General features: G+C 67.8%; 17 protein-coding genes. 11 read left to right on the top strand and 6 right to left on the bottom strand.

Translation table 11 applies throughout. The annotated features are described in order from the left end of the window. Positions 1 to 12: 12 nt before the first annotated feature. Entirely contained in the window at positions 13 to 1665 is a 1653-nt protein-coding gene (locus tag NUW87_RS06275; protein WP_269027776.1) for a VanW family protein, read from the bottom strand. A 141-nt stretch (positions 1666 to 1806) separates the two neighbouring features. Beyond that, a complete protein-coding gene (locus NUW87_RS06270; protein ID WP_269027733.1) occupies positions 1807 to 3018 on the bottom strand; it encodes a glycoside hydrolase family 3 N-terminal domain-containing protein in 1212 nt (403 codons plus the stop codon). Between the two features lie 68 nt (positions 3019 to 3086). On the opposite strand from NUW87_RS06270, the gene NUW87_RS06265 reads away from it, so the two are divergent. Together NUW87_RS06265 and NUW87_RS06260 are read left to right on the top strand one after the other, a co-directional pair. After that, positions 3087 to 3296, top strand: coding sequence for a DUF2613 family protein (locus NUW87_RS06265; RefSeq protein ID WP_239306170.1), 210 nt, complete (start codon positions 3087 to 3089; stop codon positions 3294 to 3296). Positions 3297 to 3311: 15 nt separating this feature from the next. Beyond that, a complete protein-coding gene (locus NUW87_RS06260; protein WP_269027775.1) occupies positions 3312 to 6209 on the top strand; it encodes an alpha-(1->3)-arabinofuranosyltransferase domain-containing protein in 2898 nt (965 codons plus the stop codon). Here NUW87_RS06260 and NUW87_RS06255 read toward each other — a convergent pair. After that, a complete protein-coding gene (locus tag NUW87_RS06255; protein ID WP_336296915.1) occupies positions 6116 to 7168 on the bottom strand; it encodes an acyltransferase family protein in 1053 nt (350 codons plus the stop codon). The two genes, NUW87_RS06260 and NUW87_RS06255, sit on opposite strands and share 94 nt — an antisense overlap. 37 nt (positions 7169 to 7205) lie before the next feature. On the opposite strand from NUW87_RS06255, the gene NUW87_RS06250 reads away from it, so the two are divergent. The 4 genes from NUW87_RS06250 (at position 7206) to NUW87_RS06235 (ending at position 10460) form a co-directional block, all read left to right on the top strand. Beyond that, positions 7206 to 7859, top strand: coding sequence for a porin PorA family protein (locus tag NUW87_RS06250; protein WP_269027732.1), 654 nt, complete (start codon positions 7206 to 7208; stop codon positions 7857 to 7859). Further along, positions 7843 to 9267 carry an MmpA family trehalose lipid delivery protein gene (locus tag NUW87_RS06245; protein WP_269027731.1) on the top strand — a complete coding sequence of 475 codons (1425 nt, stop codon included), beginning with the start codon at positions 7843 to 7845 and terminating at the stop codon, positions 9265 to 9267. The genes NUW87_RS06250 and NUW87_RS06245 overlap by 17 nt, the downstream gene beginning before the upstream one ends. Positions 9268 to 9428: 161 nt before the next feature. After that, on the top strand, positions 9429 to 9665 hold the full coding sequence (locus NUW87_RS06240) for a three-helix bundle dimerization domain-containing protein (protein WP_035000213.1): 237 nt from the start codon (positions 9429 to 9431) through the stop codon (positions 9663 to 9665). 342 nt (positions 9666 to 10007) lie between these two features. Beyond that, positions 10008 to 10460 (top strand): DIP1984 family protein, encoded by a 453-nt coding sequence (locus tag NUW87_RS06235; RefSeq protein WP_269027730.1) that lies wholly within the window; start codon positions 10008 to 10010, stop codon positions 10458 to 10460. On the opposite strand, the gene NUW87_RS06230 is transcribed toward NUW87_RS06235, so the two are convergent. Then, positions 10435 to 11499 (bottom strand): glycosyltransferase family 4 protein, encoded by a 1065-nt coding sequence (locus NUW87_RS06230; protein WP_269027729.1) that lies wholly within the window; start codon positions 11497 to 11499, stop codon positions 10435 to 10437. The two genes, NUW87_RS06235 and NUW87_RS06230, sit on opposite strands and share 26 nt — an antisense overlap. 4 nt (positions 11500 to 11503) lie before the next feature. Here NUW87_RS06230 and NUW87_RS06225 point away from each other — a divergent pair, with 4 nt between their 5' ends. Next, positions 11504 to 12247: a class I SAM-dependent methyltransferase gene (locus NUW87_RS06225; protein ID WP_269027728.1), complete on the top strand. Its 744-nt coding sequence runs from the start codon at positions 11504 to 11506 to the stop codon at positions 12245 to 12247. Here NUW87_RS06225 and NUW87_RS06220 read toward each other — a convergent pair. Both NUW87_RS06220 and NUW87_RS06215 read right to left on the bottom strand, forming a co-directional pair. Continuing rightward, entirely contained in the window at positions 12244 to 12627 is a 384-nt protein-coding gene (locus NUW87_RS06220) for a hypothetical protein (RefSeq protein ID WP_269027727.1), read from the bottom strand. The genes NUW87_RS06225 and NUW87_RS06220 overlap by 4 nt on opposite strands. A 531-nt stretch (positions 12628 to 13158) precedes the next feature. Then, on the bottom strand, positions 13159 to 14985 hold the full coding sequence (locus NUW87_RS06215) for a phosphoenolpyruvate carboxykinase (GTP) (protein ID WP_269027726.1): 1827 nt from the start codon (positions 14983 to 14985) through the stop codon (positions 13159 to 13161). Between the two features lie 273 nt (positions 14986 to 15258). On the opposite strand from NUW87_RS06215, the gene trmB reads away from it, so the two are divergent. The 4 genes from trmB to NUW87_RS06195 are packed head-to-tail and all read left to right on the top strand — an operon-like array spanning position 15259 to position 19996. Continuing rightward, positions 15259 to 16029 carry a tRNA (guanosine(46)-N7)-methyltransferase TrmB gene (gene trmB / locus NUW87_RS06210; protein ID WP_269027725.1) on the top strand — a complete coding sequence of 257 codons (771 nt, stop codon included), beginning with the start codon at positions 15259 to 15261 and terminating at the stop codon, positions 16027 to 16029. Positions 16030 to 16031: 2 nt separating this feature from the next. Further along, a complete protein-coding gene (locus tag NUW87_RS06205; protein WP_269027724.1) occupies positions 16032 to 16706 on the top strand; it encodes an NYN domain-containing protein in 675 nt (224 codons plus the stop codon). Between the two features lie 10 nt (positions 16707 to 16716). Continuing rightward, a complete protein-coding gene (locus tag NUW87_RS06200) occupies positions 16717 to 19020 on the top strand; it encodes an MMPL family transporter (protein WP_269027723.1) in 2304 nt (767 codons plus the stop codon). Beyond that, positions 19010 to 19996: a lysylphosphatidylglycerol synthase transmembrane domain-containing protein gene (locus NUW87_RS06195; RefSeq protein ID WP_269027722.1), complete on the top strand. Its 987-nt coding sequence runs from the start codon at positions 19010 to 19012 to the stop codon at positions 19994 to 19996. Before NUW87_RS06200 ends, NUW87_RS06195 begins: the two co-directional genes overlap by 11 nt. Positions 19997 to 20036: the final 40 nt, after the last annotated feature.

The raw sequence follows: 20036 nt of genomic DNA, 5'->3' as shown, positions 1-20036 counted from the left end.
AACCGCTAACCGCTAACCGCAGCGCACGATCGGCTGTGGGTCGTACACCGTGGTCTGGGTCTCCCGGCTGAGCTCGTTTCCGGCGAGGTCGTAGATGATACGGGTGTCGGAGGTGGTGAAACCAGGCGCGCCCGAAGACGGCGCACAGTTCGAGCCGGAGACGTTCACTGGCTGCGGCTGCGTCTGCGCCCACCGGCCGCCGTTGACGGACTCGACGGTCACAGTCTTGACGCCCATCAGGCTCACCGTGACCTCCCCGCCGCCGACGCTGGTGGCGATGCGCACCGGGTACGGGCTGTCGTTGCGGAACTGCAGATCGATCGCGCCCTCGTACACGGTTGCCTCGCGGCCGGCCGGGTAACGGGAGATGTAGTAGGAGTGCGGCATGTGCGCCACATCCGTCATGCCGGCAAAGTAGGAGGCGTTGTACAAGGTGGTGGCGAACTGGGAGATGCCGCCGCCGACCGCGGTATCCGCGCGCCCGTTGAGGATGATGCCGGACTCCACGTACCCCTGCGCGGGGCCGCGCGGGCCGGTGTAGCCGTTCAGGGAGAAGGTCTCGCCCGGGTTCACGATCGCACCGTTGACGGTCTGGGCCACCAGCGCAATATTGGTGCCGGACGCGCCCGAGTAGCCGCTGGTGGTGAACGAGCCGACCACGTCGTTGAAGGTCGCGTTTTGCGCCTGTTCAGTGGTGAACTGCGCGGGCACGTCCTTGTACACCGCGTCCCAGGCGCGGGGCTCGTCGCCGGTCAAGCGTTTTTCAAAGCCCGCCAGGGTGGCGTCCCAGTCCACCACGGAGCCGTCGACGGACGGCTCAATCCCGCCGCCGGCAAGCACGCGGGCGTTTTTGCCCTCCACCTCGGTCTCCGCGAGCTGGTCACCCAGGATGGTGCGCGCCACGTCCAAGTTCACCTCGGGTGTGATGCGGCCTTCCACTGCGGGGAACTGCACGATTTCGCCGATACGGTCCTGCGGCACGGCGGCGACGCCGTCCTTGCCGGTGACCGTGACCGGGCCGTCCAGGGCGGCGCGCACGGGGCCGCCGAGCGCGGCCTTCATGGCGTCGTCGTTGATGGCGGGCTGCGTCTGCAACGGCTCCACCTCGACACCGTCCGGGTTGAGCCAGCCGGTGGCCACCTCGTCGCGCAGCGTGGCGCGGTCCACGTCCTGGCCCAGCTTCGGGTCGGTGGTTTCGGCCTTGCCGCCCTGCACCCGGATGGTGCCGTCGACGGGTTCCACGTGCAGCTCGTCGGTCATGCGGTCGAGCTGGCCGCCCAGGGCTTTGTCGTCGACGGTCGGCACGACGTCCACCTCGCGGGTGGTGAACAGCCCGCGCAGGCGCTCGACAGGGTTGGCGGTCTCGATGCCGGCGGCGTCCACCGTGGCATCGAAGTCGATGCCCAGGCCGGACTTCGCCGGGATGAACTCGGTTGCCTTCTCTCCCGCCTTGACTGGAACAGCCTTGTCGGCGACGCCGCCAAGTTCGGCTTGGAGCTTCTCGCGTGCCTCGTCCGGCGCCATCGCACCGATGTCCACGCCGCCCACCTGGGTGCCGCGGGGGACGTTGCCCCGGTGGGTAGCCAGATCCGCCAGATAGATCGCGAGCGCCACGGCGAGGATGCCCAAGAGCACACCTAGCGTGATTTTGGCTCCGCGGCCCATCACGCCCGGCCCGCCCTTGGCGGTGCCTGCGCGTCCTTTCCTGTGCGAGGTCGCCTTTACCGTAGTCACGCGCCCCACAATAATGCAGATCTTTGATCACTCATAGCCGTGGAAGCGCTACAAGCCCGCCTACAAGCCCGCCTACAAGCCCACGTCGATGAGCTGCTGCTGCACCCTGGTAGCGGCCTCGTCCACGCGGGCTTCGGGGATGTAGCCGTTGTGCACACACCACACGATGTGGTCGATGATGCCGGGCAGGTCCGCGCCGGAGGACCACAGCGCCTGGTCAGCGCCGGAGCCGATCGCCCTGGCCACGGCGTCGCGGGTGGGAGCGTAGTCCAGGATGCCGCGCATGCCGGACAGGTCGTCGGTGACTACAGCGCCTTCGAACGGCACACCGCCCGGGTAGTCGCCGGTGCGCAGGAGCCGGTAGGTGTCCGGGTTCATGGAGCTGGGCACGCCGTCCGGCCCCAAGCCCGGCACGATCATGTGGCCCATCATCACGCTGGCGCGGGGAAACTGTTCCAGCAGCGGGCCGTAGGGGCGCAGGTCCAGCTCGCGCATCTGGTCCAGCGGCGGGGTGACGGCCAGGTGGTGGTGCGTGTCACCGGAGGCCCGCCCGTGGCCGGGGAAGTGTTTGAACGTCGGGGTCACCCCGGCGTCGATGAGCCCCTGCGAAAACAGTCCGGCCACGCGCACGACCTCGTCGGGGTTGCCGTGGAAGGAGCGGTCACCCATGATGTCCAGGTCGGTCACGTCCAAGTCCAGCAGCGGCGCGTAGTCCACGTTGATGCCGTGGGCACGCAAGGATCGGCCGATGTCGTACCCGGTGCCGCGGATCACCTCGGGCGGTTGCCCGGCGAGCGCGCGCGGCGGCATGAACTCGCCGAGGACCTGCGTGTGGCGCTGCACGCGACCGCCCTCGAAGTCGATGGCGACGCTGAACGGCCGCTGGTACTGGGCGCGCAGGGCGTTGATGTCGCGGCCCGCCTCGGTCAGCAGCGCCGGGTCCGCCCAACTGGGGATGATCAGCCCGCCGACGCCCTGGTCCAGCGCGAACCGCGCCTGCTCGTAGTTGGCCACGCCGACCACCATGAGCGAGGCGACCTTTTTCCGCAGGTCCTCCGGCACGCGCTGCTGCGCCGGCGACAAGGGCGCGGGCGCGGCCGGGGGCGAATATGGCGGCGCCACCTCGGGGGCTTCTTGCTTCTCGACGTCCTCCCGGCCCGCCTCCGCAGTCTCCAAAACCGCCGACTCAGCAGCGTTGTCCTCAGGTTGTTCGGTGCATCCGGCGAAGCTGAACGTCGATAGGCACGCAAGTGCGAGCAACGCCGCACCTGTCCGAGCCCGCATAAATCTGTCCCCTTGTCAGCTGTTTCAAACCACAGCCACTGTACCCGCTGCTGGTAGGCTTCTCCGACATGTCCCACCGAGTATTTGCCCTGCCGGCGTCGCTTGCCCGGCGCGCCACCGCGCCCGTTTTGGCCAGCACGGTTGTCGGCGTGGTGCTCGGTGTGGTGGGGGTGCTCGGCATCGCGTCCGTGTCCGGGCAATCCACGGTGCCGCAGGGTTCGGCGGTGCCGGCGGATGAGGCGGTGCTGGGCGGGCCGGAGTACGGCTCGAGGAAGTAGGCGCTCGTGCGGGGGATGCGCGCGCACCTCGCAGGCTGGCTGGTCCTGCTCGTTGTTGTGCTTGCACAGCCGCCGGGGCAGGTCGCGGCGGACACCAAGTTCGACCTGGTTGCCGCCCCCGGTCGGTTTTTGCGTCGCGCGACTCACGCGTACACGGACGAGTTTCCGCTGGGCCAGGTGCAAAACCAGGCGTACGGGTACCTGTTCCCGCAAGGGCCGTTCTACCTGGCGGGGGACCTGCTGCACGTGCCAGATTGGTTGATCCAGCGCGCGTGGTGGTGGCTGCTGCTGTGCCTGGCGTACTCAGGCGCGCTGACGCTCGCGCGGCGTGTAGGCATCAGTGGCACGTTCCCGCAGGTCCTCACGGCGGGACTTTATGCGCTGAGCCCGCGCATCCTGACCACGCTCACCGCGATCTCATCGGAGGCGTGGCCTGTGGCGCTGGTGCCGTGGACGCTGATCCCGTTGACGCGCCGCACCCCGCGGGTGGCGCCGGCGGTGGTGGCGGTGGCGTGCATGGGCGCGGTCAACGCCACCGCCACAATCGCCGCGTGCTTGCCGGCGTTTGTGCTGCTGATAGCCCGGCGCTCCTATGCGGCGGCTGGCAAGTTCGCGCTCGGCGCGGCGGCGGTGTCGGCGTGGTGGATTGGGCCACTGCTGGTACTGGGGCGGTACTCCCCACCGTTTACGGACTTCATCGAATCCGCCCGCGTGACCACCGCGTGGCTCAACCCGGTGGAGATTCTGCGCGGCACCACCAGCTGGACCCCCTACGTGGACACGGAGCGCGCCGCCGGCCACCTGCTAGTGGCGGAGCCGACATTTATCATCGCCACCTGTCTCGTCGCCGCCGCCGGGCTGGCGGGCCTGGCGCGCCGGGACATGCCGTGGCGCGGGCCGTTGCTCGTGGTGTTCGCGGTGGGCTTCTGGGTGCTCGGTTCCGCGCACATGAGCACTTCGCTTTACGACGGTGCTCTCGCCCCGTTCCGCAACCTGCATAAATTCGACCCCCTGGTTCACCTGCCGCTCGCGCTCGGTGCCGGGCACCTGGCTGCCACGGTCAACCGCCCCAAGTCCGTCGGCATCACGTTGGCCGCCGTCGTGGCGGTGGCACCGGCGTGGTCGCTGCGCCTGCTTCCGGAAGGCACCTGGACCGAGGTGTCCCAGGACTGGGTTGCCGCGGGCCAGTGGTTGGACGAGCACGCCGCCGGCACCCGCACGCTTGTGGTCCCTCCGGCGTCGTTCGCGCGGCAGAGCTGGGGGTGGACGCGCGACGAGCCGATCCAGGCGCTGACCCAGGCGAAGTTCGCGTTCCGGGACGCGGTGCCGCTGGTGGACCCGGAAGCGATTCGGGGGCTGGAGGGGCAGGCGGAGCTCGTCGATAGGCAGGCGTTGCGGTCCATCGGCGTGGGTGCGGTAGTGGTGCGCCGCGACCTTGAGCGCCAACCGCCGACGCCGAGCCTGGGCGAGCCGGATGCGAGCTTCGGCGAGGTGGACATCTTCCTGCTGGATCCGCACGCGGACGTGATGGAGACGGAGCGCGAACCTGTTGCGGTGGACGGCGGCGGCGAGGTGCTGCCGCTTCTGTGGCGCGAGCTCGGCTACTTCCCGGCGCGCCTGGCCAGCGGAGATGCCGATGTGGTCACCGACACCCCGGCGCTTGCGGTGCGCAATTACGGCACCATCGACGGACAGTCCGGCCACCTCGCCGCCGAGTGGGAGGACGCCACGGTGCGCAACCGGGTGAAGGACTACCCGTCTGCGGGCACGCGCACTGCGGTGACAATGGACGGCTACGCCCGCGCGTCTTCGTCGGCCGCCGACGCCGGCGCGTTCGGCGGCCCCGACGCGTCGAAGTCGCTGACCTCCGCCTTCGACGGCTTGAGCGAAACCGCCTGGTGGCCCGCGCCCGGCGACGCGCGCGCCTGGATCGAATTCCAATCGCAGCAGGAGCACGTCACAATCGCCGCCACCGCGGACACGACGGTGCAGCTGTGCGACGGGCACCAAAATTGCCGCAGCGTCACCCTAGTGAAAAACCAGCCGCGCAGGCTCACCCGCGGCGATGCCACAATCCTGCAGCTGACGGAGCCGGTGGGCATCCGCGAGCTCGACGTGGGGGTCACGCGCATGGTTGAGGTGGAGGGCACCGCCGACCGCTACTTCTTCCAGCGCCACTTCCCCGCGCACACCGTGATCCAGCGCCGCTTCACCACCGCAGAGGACGCCACGTGGCAGCTCAGCGCGCCCGCCACCATCGACGGCGAGCGCCGCGTCGGCAGCGTCTTCTTGGAGGCCGGAACCCACGAGCTGTTCACCCGTGCGGACACGGTCATGCTCTCCCGCGCGCCCCTGCCGGCCAGCACCGGCGACCGTTTGCTCCTGACCACCCGCGCGTTCAACGACGGGCTTCGCGCCACCCTCGGCGGCACCGAGTTAGAGCCGGTGCGTATCGACGCCGGCGCCCAAGCCTTCCGCGTCCCCGAGGGGGCAAACGGCGAGTTCCGGATGCGCTTCGCCGGCGAGGGCGCCTACCGCTACTCGCTGATCTTCGGCGGGGCGTTCAGCCTGCTCGTGCTGGCGCTGTGTTTGTGGGTGCCGTGGCGCCGCGGGGACGACACCCCGTACGAGCCGGAAGCCAACGCCATCTGGGCGCCGACCGTCGCCGTGATCGCCGCGTTCCCGTTCCAGGGCCTAGCGGCGGTGGTGCTCGCGTGGGTGGTGCGCCGCTTCACCGTGTTACCGATGCACCGCGTCGCGGCCGCCGCCATGGCCCTCTGCGGGCTCGTGCTGGCGCGCGCGGCGTGGCCGGCGACGAACTACGCCGGTTCCTCTACCTTCTTGGTCGTGGCCGGCCTGTTCGCCGTGGCGTGCCTGACCAGCCGCGCGCCCGGCACCTCCACCAGCTCGTAGGAGATGTACGCCACCGCGGTGCTCGCCAGCGCGGTGGCCGCGTAGACCAACACAAACCCTCCCGAAAACATCGGCACCCCGAGTACAGGGAAGATGAAGTACAGCACCGCCATATGCCACAGGAACACCGAGTAGGACCAGTGGCCCAGGGTGCGCATCACCGTCGACGACAGCACCGTACCGCGCTCGCGCTGCCCCAGCACAAACGGCGCCACGACAAGCGCCGCGAACAACGCGCCGAGCAGCACGCGCACGTTGAACTCGAGCGGCGAAGGGTGCTCCAACCCCCGCGGGCCCACCACCCCGCCGACCCACGCCACCGGCAGCGCCAGCGCCGCAATCGGCCAGCGCGGGCCGGCGTATCGCACGCGAGCGCGCTCCAGCTCCGCCAATACGAGCCCCACCGCAAACCAGGGGGCGTACGACGGCGGCCAGATCTGCATGTTCACCACCGCCGGGTCCGCCACACCCGCCACCGCCCACGGCCACGCCAGCCCCAGCACTACCGACCCCGCCAGCGCCACGCGGCGGCCTCGCGGACCGAGGCGCAAATACAACGGCAGCACCAGGTAGAAGGCGGCCTCGACGCAGAGTGACCACATCTGCGTGAGCCCGTCGATAAGCGAATGCGGCACGTAAATTTGCGCAAGCAGCACATTGGCAGCGACCTGGCCGAACGTCACCCCCGCGAGCGGCGGCAGCGCGAGCAGCACCACAACCACGCACACGAGGTACGCGGGCACGAGGCGTGCGACGCGGCGCGAATAGTACCCCTCCCGCCGTCCGCCGCGCGCCAGCAAAAACGCCGAGAGCGCGAAGAAGACAGCCACGAAGTAGTCGAAGCGCTCCAGCACCGCGGAGCCGGTGGCGGTCTGGAACGCGACGTGCGTGGCCACGATGCCGTAGGCGGCCACGGCGCGCAGCCCGTCGAGCTCGGGCAAAATGGCGGGTCTGTTCACGATGGCGCAAGTCTAGCCACCCGGTAGGGTGACACGGGTGAACCTGCGACGCCGACTTGCCGCCTGCCTAGGCATCATTGTCGCCTGCGCCGCGTTAAACCTCGTCTCCCCCATCGTGATTGCGCAGCAGCGCACACTTGATCCGGGCGAGTACACCATGCTTTTCGACGGCACTTCGCCCCGCACCCGCACCGTCGCGCTGTCCAAAGCCCCGAAGAGCCTGGACGCGGTGGTGACGCTGGACGGTGACGAGGTGGACGCGTTTCCCATCGACCCCTCCACCGCCTTCCCCGCGAAGGGGCGCGCCGGGCTTGGGCCGCTGCTGCCCTACCGCCCGGAGCGGCGGACGTACCCTCTGTTCGATTCCACGTCCGGGGAGGATGTCGGGATGGACTACCTGGGCCCCGGTTCGGTGCAGGGGTTGGACACGTACAAGTACTCCGCCGCGCTTTCGGACGGGTGCGTGCGCACCGTTGATGCGGAGCGGCGCACCGGCCGCATCCTCGACGAGGTGTGGGACTGCGGGGAAGACCAGTGGGTGCTTGCCGAAGAGACCAAGGCGGCGCAGGTTGCGGCGGCGGGGCGCGACGTGGCGTGGCTGCGCGGGCTGCAGGTGATGTCGGTTATCACGCGGGTCATCGCCGCTGCGGCGTTCGTGGCGGGCCTGGTGCTGTATGCGCGCCGCCGTTAACCGCTTCTGGGCGCCGGTGTACGGCGCGCTGCTGGTGGTGGCACTGACCTGGCCGTTTTTGGTCCCCGGCGAAGCGTTCGCGCTGCGCGACATGATGGTGTTCGACTCCATGGCGCTCACCCGGGCGTCACTCGGCTGGGGTGATTTGGCCGCGCGCAACGTGCCCCAGGACGCGCTTTTGGGGATCCTGCCTTGGCCGGTGGCGTTTCTGCGGGTGTTCATGGTGGCCGCCGCGGGGTGCGCCGCGTGGGCCGGGCACCGGTTCGGCCGCACCCCGTTCGGGCAGGCGGCGGCGATGACGGTGGCGGTGTGGAACCCGTTCGTGGTGGAGCGGCTGCTGCAGGGGCAGTGGTCGCTGGCCGCCGCGGCGTGGCTGTTGCCGCTGGTGGCGTTGGGGCTGGTGCCAGCGTCCGGCCTGGCGCACTGGCTGGCGTCGCTGACCCCCACAGGTGCCCTGGCGGCGGCGTGTTTCGCCCGCGGGTGGCGCGGGGTGGCGGTCAGCGTGTGCACCTGCCTGCCGTGGGTGGTGGCGGGCGTGTTCGGATCCGCGGGCGGCACGTCCTCGGCTGCGTCCGCCGGGGCGTTCACGCCCCGCGCCGAGGCCCATGCGGGCACCCTCGGCTCTCTGCTGGGCCTCGGCGGGATCTGGAACGGCCAGGCGGTGCCAGCCTCCCGCGAGCTCGGGTTTGCACTGTTCGGCGTGGCACTGTTTGCCCTGGTTGCGCTGGCGTGGCGGGCGGTGCCCCGCCGCTTCGTGCTGCTGGCGGCGCTGGGCTTCGCGGTGGCGCTTGCGTCCTGGGCGGGGCTGACCGCGCCGCTTGTCCAGCATTTCCCGGGCGGCGGGTTGCTCCGCGACGGCCAGAAGTGGCTCATCCTCGCCATCCCCGCCTTTGTCGCTGCCGCCGGTGCGCTCGAGCCTCGGCGCGCACTCGCTGCCGCCGCGTTCGCCCTGCTGCAGGCCCCGGACGCGCCGCTCGCTCTCGCCGCGCTCACCCCCACCACCGTCGAGGTCCCCGCCGTCGACCACCGCGGCCGCGACGTCTTCTTCGAATCGCGCCCGGCGCTTTTGTCTCTCGACGGCCACCCAGTCGTCGACCCCGCCCCCAAGGCAATGAACGTTGTCGAATCCGGGGCGCTGACAGTCGACGGGGTGGCGGTGGACCCGCCGTCGCTGCGCTGGTCGGCGGCGCAGGCGGCCCGTGATGACCAAGCACGTCTGCGCGAGCTGGGCGTCGGCGTGGTGGTGCGCGCCGACGGTTCCGTGACCGAGACGGGCGCACCTGCACGCCCGCTGCCGCCTGCGGGTGTGGCGTTGTTTGCCCTGTGGTGCATGGTGCCATTGCTGCAGTGTGTCAAGGATCACACCCGTAATACTCAACGCTCCCACCTGCGCGTTTCAGGAAATTAGTTGGCTTTTACCAATTAATGTGTACTTCCAACCATTGACACCCTTGCACTGTTCGCCTCGCATCCCCTAAAGTGAACTCCAAGTTAACAACAGGTTACGTACACTCGTAACCCTGAGCCTAGAGAAGGAGCAGATACCGCTTCTGCAAGGAGGAACACACCATGGCTAACAAAATTGACTTCAGCATCATCCGCGAGCGTGCTCTGCGCAACATCCGCGAAGACCTGCTCGCCGAGTTCGCCGGCCAGTTCGACGCGCTCGAGATCAACGACGCATTCGATGCTGTCCTGCGCACCCACCGCAACTCCGCTGTGATCGAGGACTTCATCCCTGTCCTCGTCGAGGCCGAGATGCGCGACCGTCTCCGCGACGGCGAGCTGTTCCCCTCCGCGGCATAACACCGCATAACGCTCCACACGCCCAGCCCCTTCCCAACGGCTGGGCGTTTTGCTATCTTCAAACAAAACTGTCGGTAGCGGCATGCTCGCCGGCACCCAGCGAACGTCAACCCCCCGCGCCCGGGGCAAAGGGCGCACACATGGCGCCTTGTGGCCGTATCAGGGCTGAAGCGGTTCGATTCCGCTCACACGCACAACGCATGCGGCCTGCACGACGCACACGGGCACGACCCCCACCACAGGGTTGCACCGAGCACTGTTTACTACCACGACGTTGGGGGTGTCGCGGACGCAGCCGCGAGGGTTGGGAACGGGGACAGCAACGTACAAGGAGGCACACACATGCTGCTCGCAGAGGCACTGGCGCGCCGCGCCGAGGCGCAGGACCGCCTGAACAAGCTGCAGGAACGCCTGGTGCAGGGCGCGATGATCCAGGAGGGTGACTCGCCCGTCGAGGACCCGGCGGCCATGCTCGAGGAGGCCGCCGGCCTACTCCAGGAGATTGAGACGCTGGTGCGCCGCATCAACCACACCAACGCCCAGACCGCCTTCGAGGGTGCCACGCTCACCGACGCCATCGCGCGACGCGACGCGCTGCTGCGCTCCCGCCGCCTCTACGCCGCCATCGCCGACGCGGGCACCATGACAGGCTCGCGCTATTCCCGCTCAGAGGTCCGCTTCGTCCCTGCAGTGGACGTGAAAGCCCTGCGCGAGATGGCCGACAGCGCCGCGAAGGCGTACCGCGAGCTCGACACGAAGATCCAGCAGCTCAACTGGACAACACAGCTGCAATAATCCGTTCGAACTTTCGGCCGGTCTCCGCCCAGGAGAACCGCGCCGCCCACGCCCGCGCCGCAGGAGCCATTGCTTCTCGACGCCCCAAGGTCTCCCCCACAACCTCCCCAAACTCCTCACCAGGCTGCACCAGCCTGCCGGTCTCTCGGTCGCGGATAGAGTCGGCCACCCCGCCCGCGGACGCGTAGGCGACGGTGGGCACCCCGTGCTGCGCCGCCTCAATCACCGCGATCCCCCAGCCTTCCTTGCGCGAGGGCAAAAGGTGCAGCTCCGCCCGCTCCAGCAGCGCATGCTTGTACGGCTCAGACACATGCCCGTGGAAGACCACCTTGTCGCCGTGTGGGGCAGCGTACTCGCGCAGTTGGTCCTCCCACCAGCCGGAACCGATCACGTCCAGCACGGCGTCATCCATCCCCGCCACCGCGTCGATCGCCTCCTCGATGCGCTTGTGCGGCACCAGGCGGGAGAGGGTGACCAGGTGCAGCCGTTGGTCGTCGTAAAGCACAGGCGTATGCGCCGGAACCGGGTCCACGCCGTTTTCCACGATCTCAATGTCCGCCTCGCGCACCCCGAGCGCCACCAGGTCGCGCTTCGAGGCCTGCGACACCGTCACGTACTGCGCCCCCCGGTACACCCTCGGCGCCACCTTCGATTCAAGGAACCAACCAAGCCGCCGGATCAGCGGGCCCGCCACCGGCCACTGCTCCTTGTGGCAGTGGTGCGTCAGCAGCACCACGGGTTTGCGCGTGAACAGCCGCGCGAAAAACGGGATGCCGTTTTGCGTGTCCACCACCACATCCGGCCGGTTGCGCCAGATGGACAGCGGCGCCGCCAGGTACACGCCGAATTTCCCGCCGGCGCGCTCGTAGCGCACCCCGTTCCGCCTGGATCTGCGCGGCGCGTCCGTGTACGTCGCGGTGCGGTAAATAACCTCGTGGCCCTGCGCCGCCAAGTACTCCCCGACGCGCTCGAGGTAGCGCTCCGACCCGCCGCCTTGCGGGTGGGTGGAGTCGCGCCAACACAGAAGCAGTATCTTCATCGCTATGCACCGTACCCGCCGGATGGCCACGCTCCGCCGCTCACTCCGGCTATTGCGCGCGTTTTCTTACGAACAGTTCCGCCCGCGCATCTTCTACTCCATGCTCGCCCGCGATACGCGTTCGCTTCTCGACGCAATATCGCACGACCTCCTGGGCACCCCCGTCACCGGCACATCCGTGTTAGACGTCGGCGGCGGGCCCGGCTACTTCGCCGACGCGTTCTCCGACTGCTTCTACGTCGGGCTGGAGCCAAACGTGTCCGAATTATCCGCCGCAGGTTTGTCCGGTTTCGGCGCGGTGCGCGGCGACGGTGCGGCCCTGCCCTTCGCCGACGATTCCTTCGACGTGGTGTACTCCTCCAACGTCGCCGAGCACATCCCGAACTGGCAAGCCATGGGCGACGAGATGCTGCGCGTGGCCAAACCCGGCGGGCTGGTCGTGCTCAGCTACACGGTGTGGCTCGGGCCGTTCGGCGGGCACGAGACAGGGCTGTGGCAGCACTACGTGGGCGGGGAGTACGCGCGCCGTCGATACGCGAAAGTGCACGGCCACGTCCCGAAGAACATCTTCGGCGAGAGCTTGTTCGCCGTCTCCGCCCGCGAGGGGCTTGCGTGGGCGGAGGCGACCGGCCAGCTCGCGGCCGCCTTCCCCCGCTACCACCCGTGGTGGGCGTGGTGGGTCACCCGCGTGCCCGTGCTGCGCGAGTTCGCCGTGTCCAACCTCGTGCTCGTGCTGCGTAAGGGTTAGAACTGCGGTTTCAGCGCCAAGGTTCGCTGCACTCGGTCAAGCCGCTTCATCATCCCCAAAGATTGTGGCGCCATCGCATGAGTCAATCCGTAGATCTCACGCAGACGCGCCGAGTGATCCACAAAGAGGATTTGTTCTTGATGGCTCACGCGATTGCGAAGCTTACGCAAAGCGTCCAAACTGTACCCCACGGCGTAAGCCGCTTCGACCTCTTCTGGGGCTGTGAAGCCGTACGCGTACTTGGCGTTCTCCACAAACCTAGGGCTGAGGCCTGGAAACGCCTGCTTCAGCGCAAAGCGCCACAGATTCTCGTGTGCGGTGAAACCCGAAGCGAGATTCCCGCGCCGGGCAGGCACCCGCTGCGGGAAGAGCGCGGACAAGTTCCCGAACGTAAGCTGGGAAATCCTGTCATCCAAGCTCACAGGAGCTCGATAGCGGGGATGAATGGGCGCCCGCCGTCTTGCTGCTTTCTCCGCTTCAGCTCTGCTGCCGTTAGCCGCTCGTCTAGCTACACCGCGTAGCGGCGTGGCGGCGTCCTCCAGCCAATCCACCGTCTGACCGTTGTCTGTGTTCCATCTTCTCAGTGCCACATCGATACGGTTGCGCATTAACGGTTCAAACAATGCGGTTGTCTCGTACCAAGCCGCTGCTACCGAGACCTGCCAGATGTAGAGGGATTCGACCTCACCCCCTGCCAATCTCGGCGAGCTCCCTCCCGCTACGAGCTACAACGTCAGCCTCGTACGCTTGAATGCGAGCGCTGCTAAGACTCCCTACTAGTTCCCCCGCCATGCTGACGAGAATAGCGAAAGGCCTGCCAAGTGGCAGGCCTTAAGCTTTATTAACAACAGATCCTGTCTGAAGTTTTCCGTGTGCGATGCTACCGCAACACCCTCGAGCGAGACAAGTGCTTACTTCGTTGCAGCCTGGACGCGCTCGTCCAGCTTCTTCAGCTGGTCGAAGATCTCCTGCGGCACGCGGGAGCCGAGGCCCTCGAGGTAGCGGCGGGAGTCGGCGACGTCTTCCTTCCACAGCTCCGGGTCTGCGGTGAGTGCTTCGCGCACGTCCTCGATCGGGGTGTCCAGGCCGGTCAGGTCCAGGTCCTCGGCGCGGGCGGTGTAGCCGACCACGGTCTCTTCGGCGTCGACGTTGCCCTCGATGCGGTCGATGACCCACTTGAGCACGCGGGAGTTGTCGCCGAAGCCCGGCCACAGGAAGCGGTCGTCGTCGCCGCGGCGGAACCAGTTGACCAGGAAGATCTCCGGCATGCGGTCGCCGCCCTTTTCGCCCATGTCCAGCCAGTGCTGGAAGTAGTCGCCCACGTTGTAGCCCATGAACGGCAGCATGGCCATCGGGTCGTGGCGCAGGGAGCCAACCTTGGCTTCCGCGGAGGCGGCGGTCTGGCCGGAGGAGAGCATCGCGCCGATCATGGTGCCGTGCTCCCAGTTGTGGGCCTGGGTGACCAGCGGCACAGTGTCCGGGCGGCGGCCGCCGAAGAGGATGGCGTCGATCTTCACGCCCTGCCAGTCGTTGAACTCCGGTGCGGCGGCCGGGCACTGCTCGATGGCCACGCAGTAGCGGGAGTTCGGGTGGGCGGCCTTGGAGGAGGACTCAGGCGTCCAGTCCTCGCCGCGCCAGTCGATGAGGTGGGCGGGCGCCTCGCCGTCCATGCCCTCCCACCAGACGTCGCCGTCGTCGGTGAGCGCGACGTTGGTGAACAGGATGTTGCCCGGCTCCATGCTCTTCATGGCGATCGGGTTGGAGGCGTAGTTGGTGCCCGGCGCGACGCCGAAGAAGCCATTTTCCGGGTTGACGGCGTACAGCCCGTCCTCTCGCAGCTTCATCCAGGCGATGTCGTCGCCGACAACCTCGGCCGTCCAGCCGTCCAGCGTCGGGGTGATCATGGCCAGGTTGGTCTTGCCGCAGGCGGACGGGAAGGCCGCGGCGATGTGGTAGGCCTTGCCCTCCGGGGAGGTGAGCTTCAGGATGAGCATGTGCTCGGCCATCCAGCCCTCTTCTTTCGCCATCACGGTGGCGATGCGCAAGGCGTAGCACTTCTTGGCCAGGATGGCGTTGCCGCCGTAGCCGGAGCCGTAGGACCAGATCTCCTTGGTCCCCGGGAACTGGGAGATGTACTTGGTGTCGTTGCACGGCCATGCCACGTCTTCCTCGCCCGGCTCGAGCGGGGCGCCGACGGAGTGGAGGCAGTGCACGAAATTCTCGCCCTCGATCTTTTCCAGGGCCTGGGTGCCCATGCGGGTCATGATGCGCATGGAGAGCACGACGTAGGCGGAGTCCGTCAGCTGGACGCCGAGCTTCGGGTCCGGATCGGAGATGGGGCCCATGCAGAACGGCACGACGTACATGGTGCGGCCGCGCATGGAGCCTTCGAAGTGCTCCAGCATCTCCTCTTTGAGGGCGGCCGGCTTCATCCAGTTGTTGGTCGGGCCTGCGTCTTCTTCGTTCTCGGTGGAGATGAAGGTGCGGGACTCCACGCGTGCCACGTCGGACGGGTTGGAGCGGGCGAGGAAGGAGTTGGGGCGCTTTTCCTCGTTGAGTTTGATCAGGGTGCCTGCGTCGACAAGTTCGGCGGTGAGGCGGTTCCACTCTTCCTGGGAGCCGTCCGCGAAGACGACCTTTTCAGGTTGGAAAAGTTCGACCGCCTCGTTGATCCAAGCGATGAGCTTGTCGTTGTCGGTGGGGTTGGTCCCCTCCAGGCGCTTGATTTCGGCGGTCATTTACGTACTCCTTGTGTAACTGGTTATGGCCAGTGCGCGTGCGAAATTCATCGTTGTTGCGCCCCAAGAGTATCGAAACGGGCGTTCATCTGGCCAAAAGTTCCGATCAATTCACTCGTACTGGATATAACCAGCTGGCACGAGCACGACCTTTACCGGAAGCGGGGGTGGAGCTCTACCCCCGTCACTCGTTCTCGGGCATTTGCTTTACGACGCCTCCGGGGGTGACCCGTGGAGCTTGCGTTTGCCCTGTTCATGTGGACAATAAACGTGATGAATAATACTGAAAATTTGCGCCCGGGAACGGGCGAATTGCCGGCGGGCCGCCCGCTGCAAACCGAGTTCGACACCGGCCTGGACTACCCGCGCCTGGGGTCGGTGACCTTCCGCCGCGGCACCCTCACCGACAACCAGGAAGCCCTGTTCGACGAGCACTGGCCGCGCCTCGGACGTGTGCTGGCGGAAGGCTCGGACGAGCGCATCGACGTCGACGAGTGGTTCGGCCGTTCCGGCCACCCCACGATTGTGGAGATCGGCTCCGGTACCGGCACCTCCACCGCCGCGATGGCGCCGCTGGAGGCTGACACGAACGTCATCGCTGTTGAGCTGTACAAGCCGGGCCTGGCCAAACTGCTCGGCTCGGTGGTGCGCGGCGGCATCGACAACATCCGCATGGTGCGCGGCGACGGCGTGGAAGTGCTGGCCCGGATGTTCGGCGAGGAGTCCCTCGACGGCGTGCGCATCTTCTTCCCGGACCCGTGGCCGAAGGCGCGCCACCACAAGCGCCGCATCATCCAGTCCGGCACCCTGAACCTGATCGCCACACGCCTGAAGTCGGGCGGTGTGCTGCACGTGGCCACGGACCACGCGGATTACGCGGAGTGGATCGACGAGCTGGTGAACGTGGAACCGATGCTGGAGTACAAGGGGTGGCCGTGGGAGGATGCGCCGCTGCTCACGGACCGGCAGGTGATTACTAAGTTCGAAGGCAAAGGTCTGGACAAGGATCACGTGATCCGCGAGTACCTGTGGGAGAAGAAGTAACCATGGATCTGCAAGCGCTGTCGCACCCGTACACCCCAGGCGCGCCCGCCGGCCCGGAGAGCCTGTTGCTGGTGTGGGACGCGCCGAACCTGGACATGGGCCTCGGCGCGATCCTGGGCGGGCGCCCGACTGCGGCGCACCGCCCCCGCTTCGACGCGATCGGGCGCTGGCTCATCGACGAAGCCGAGGCCCGCGCCGACGACCTCGGCCGCGACATTGAGCCGGAGGCGACGGTGTTCACCAACGTCTCGGCGGGCGGCGCTGACTCCATCCGTCCATGGGTGGAGGCGCTGCGCAACGTCGGTTTCGCCGTGTTTGCCAAGCCGAAGAGCGACGAGGATTCGGACGTGGACCAGGACATGCTGGCCCACATCGAGCGCCGCCGCGAGGAGGGCGTGCTCCAGGGTGTCGTGGTCGCCTCGGCGGATGGGCAGAACTTCCAGGAGCCGCTGCTCGAGCTCGTCGACGCCGGCATCCCCGTGACCGTCCTCGGCTTCCACGAGCACGCTTCCTGGGCGGTGAACTCCCCGGACGTGGAATTCGTGGACTTGGAGGACATCCCGGGCGTGTTCCAGAACCCGCTGCCGCGCGTGAACCTGGACCGGCTGCCGGACGGCGGCGCGTGGCTGCAACCGTTCCGCCCGCTGCGCTCCCTGCTGCACAACACCCGCGACTAGGAGGCCGGAGATGTTTTACAAGTGGGGCCGTTTTGCGTTCCGCCACCGCCGGATCATCCCGCTGGTGGTCATCGTGCTCATCCTGGCCATGCAGGTACTGTTCGGCTCGAAGCTGGGCGAACGCCTCTCCCAGGAAGGTTGGGAGGATCCGGGAGCGGACTCGACCACGGCCGCGGTGATTGAGCAGGAGACGTTCGGCCGCGACAACTCGGGCGATGTGATCGTTTTGGTCAGCGCGGACAACATCGACGACTCGCAGCTGACGGAGGCGGCCAACGCCCAGCTGACCTCCCTGCGCGAGCAGTTCCCCAACGAAATCGCCCACGTCACCAGCTACTTCGAGCGCCCCAACCCGCAGCTGGTCAACGGCGAGCACACCAAGGCGTTCGCGGCGATCGGGCTCAACGGCGACGGCGAGCAGACGCTGAAGGATTTCCGCACCATCAAGCCCGCGCTCGAGGCGATGGAGCTGCCGGGCGCGACCGTGCAGGTCGCCGGCGCGACCGCGGTGGCCGACGCGCTGGACGAGGGCATGGCCGCCGACATCGCCCGCGCCGAGAAGGTCGGCCTGGTGTTCGTGGCCGTCATCCTGCTGTTCGTTTTCGGCGGCGTGGTCGCGGCCGCGATGCCACTGATCGTGGGCATTTTGTCCATCATCGGCTCGCTGTCGCTGCTCGCGGTGCTGGCGCAGTACCAGCAGGTCAACATCTTCTCCCAGTCCATCATCACGCTGCTGGGGCTGGGCCTGGCCATCGACTACGGCCTGTTCATGGTCTCGCGTTTCCGCGAGGAGCTGGACCGCGGCGCCGAGGTCGAGGAGGCGGTTGCGGTGACCACCAACACTGCCGGCAAGACCGTGTTCTTCTCCGCGCTCATGGTGGGCGTGGCCTTGTCCGGGCTGCTGATGTTCCCGCAGGCGTTCCTCAAATCCGTGGCCTACGGCGCGATGAGCGCGGTGCTGCTCGCCGCGGTGATCTCCGTGGCGGTGCTGCCGGCGCTGTTCGGCATGCTGGGCCCCAGGATCGACATGTGGTCGGTGCGCAAAGCTTCTCGACGTTCACGCCGCCTCGAAGACACCATCTGGTACAAGATCCCGGCGTGGGCGATGCGTCACACCAAGGCAGTCGTGGTCGGCTGCGCGGCGCTGTTGCTCCTGCTCACCGTGCCGATCGTGGGCATCACCTTTGGCGGCATCAACGAGTCCTACCTGCCGCCGAGCCAGGCCACCCGCCAGGCCCAGGACGAGTTCAACGAGGAGTTCCCCGCCTTCCGCACCGACCCGGTCAAGCTCGTGGTCACCGGCGCGGACAACCAGCAGCTAGTAGACGTCGTGCTGCAGGCCCGCCAGGTCGAGGGCCTGGCCGCGCCGCTGAAGCCCGCGCACGCCACGCAGGACGGCACCACGGTGCTCTCGGCGCCGCTTGCGGATAGGGCCGGGGGCGCGGACGTCGTGAAGCAATTGCGAAACATCGACGCGCCCGAAGGCGTTGAGACCTACGTCGCCGGCACCCCGGCAATGGAAACCGAGTCCATCGAGGCGCTGCTGAAGCGCCTGCCGTGGATGGCGCTGTACATGGTCATCGCCACGTTCCTGCTGATGGCGCTGGTGTTCGGCTCCGTGATCCTGCCGGCGAAGGCCGTGATCATGAACGTGCTCGGCATCGGCGCCACGCTCGGGTTCCTCACCGCCGTGTTCGTCGACGGCCTCGGCGCCGGCGCGCTGAACTTCACCCCGGGCCCGCTGATGAGCCCGATTCTGGTGCTGATCATCTCCATCCTCTACGGCCTGTCCACGGACTACGAGGTCTTCCTGGTCTCCCGCATGGTGGAGGCCCGCCAGAACGGGCTGAGCACCGACGAGGCGATCAAGCGCGGCACTGCACACACCGGCGGCATCATCACCGCCGCGGCTGCCATCATGATCGTGGTCGCCGCCGCCTTCGCGCTCAGCGAGATCGTGATGATGAAGTACATCGCCTACGGCATGATCTTCTCGCTCGCCCTCGATGCCACCCTGATCCGCCTGCTGTTCGTGCCCGCGGTGATGCACATGCTGCGCGAGGACAGCTGGTGGGCGCCGCGCTGGGTGAAGCGCTTGGCCGGTGCGTTCGGGGAGGGCTCAAGCCTATCGACGCCACCGCGCACCGAAACCCCCATCACCGAAATGGTGCCCGACACCCAACCCGGCCGCGCGGGAGTGTCGGTGTCCGAGGACGCCTCCCTGGTGCCGTTCGCCCAACTCATGCGCGACCTGGAGGAACGCCGTGCACGCCAGGCGTTAGAGCAGTTGAAGAAGAAGGAACTTGAGCGCTAACACGTGGCGGCAGTGGCTGCGCTGGCTCGCACCCGTGGCCATTTTGGTAGTCGTGCTGGTGGTGCTGCGCGACCACATGCCGTTTTTCGGGGAGGCGTGGCGGGCCGTTGGCGCGGCGTCGACAGGCCCGCTGCTGGCTGCGGTGGCCACGGCGGTGCTGTCTCTGGCGGCAATGTCCGGGGTGATGCAGATCCTGCTCAACGTGGAAGGCCGCATCACGGGGGTGGCGCGCACGAACGCGATCGTGTTCGCCTCCAACGCCTGGTCCACCACGGTGCCGGGCGGGCCGGCGCTGTCGGCGTGGCTGACATTTCGAGTGCACCGGTCCTGGGGCGCTTCGGTGGGGCTGTGCGGCTGGTTTTTCGTAGTCTCCGGCGCGCTGTCGACGGTGTGGATGGTGCTCATCGGCGTCGTCGCCGTGGCGCTGCTGGGCGCGGAGCTGTCCGTGTGGTCGCTGGTCGGCTCGCTGGCGGCAGCGCTAGCGACGATCGGCGCGGTGTTCTGGGCCACGCTCAACCCGGCGGTGCTAAAACGCTGGGTGCGGTTCTTGCCCGAGAAGGTGCGCGGGCGGGTCGTGGACGTGATCGACCAGGTCTCCGCGATCCGCATCTCCGCGCCTTCGTTTTTCGCGGCGGCGGGGCTCTCGCTGGCGAACCGGCTTTTGGACCTGGCCACGATGGTCTTCGCCGTGTGGGCCGTGGCCGGCCAGGGCACGCCACTTGCGGGGGTGTGCTTGGCGTTCATCATGACCAAGCTGGCCGGCTCGACCCAGGTCACCCCGGGCGGGCTCGGCACGGTGGAGCCCGTGGCGGTGGGCATGCTCGTCGCCGCGGGGTTGCCGCTGGCCCACGCCACGGCGGCGACGGTGGTGTACCGGGCGGTGTCGTTTGTGCTCATCACCGCGATCGGGTGGGTGGTCTACGCCGCGGTGTACGCAGGTCAAACCCCTCTGCGTACCGCTTCCGCCGCCCAGTGACAACCGCGGACTCATGGACAGGATGTTCGAGCGCTACCAT

Origin of the sequence: Corynebacterium pilbarense (genome assembly GCF_026930265.1) — a bacterium.
Lineage (GTDB): Bacteria > Actinomycetota > Actinomycetes > Mycobacteriales > Mycobacteriaceae > Corynebacterium > Corynebacterium pilbarense.
This window is presented reverse-complemented; position numbering and strand designations above follow the sequence as displayed.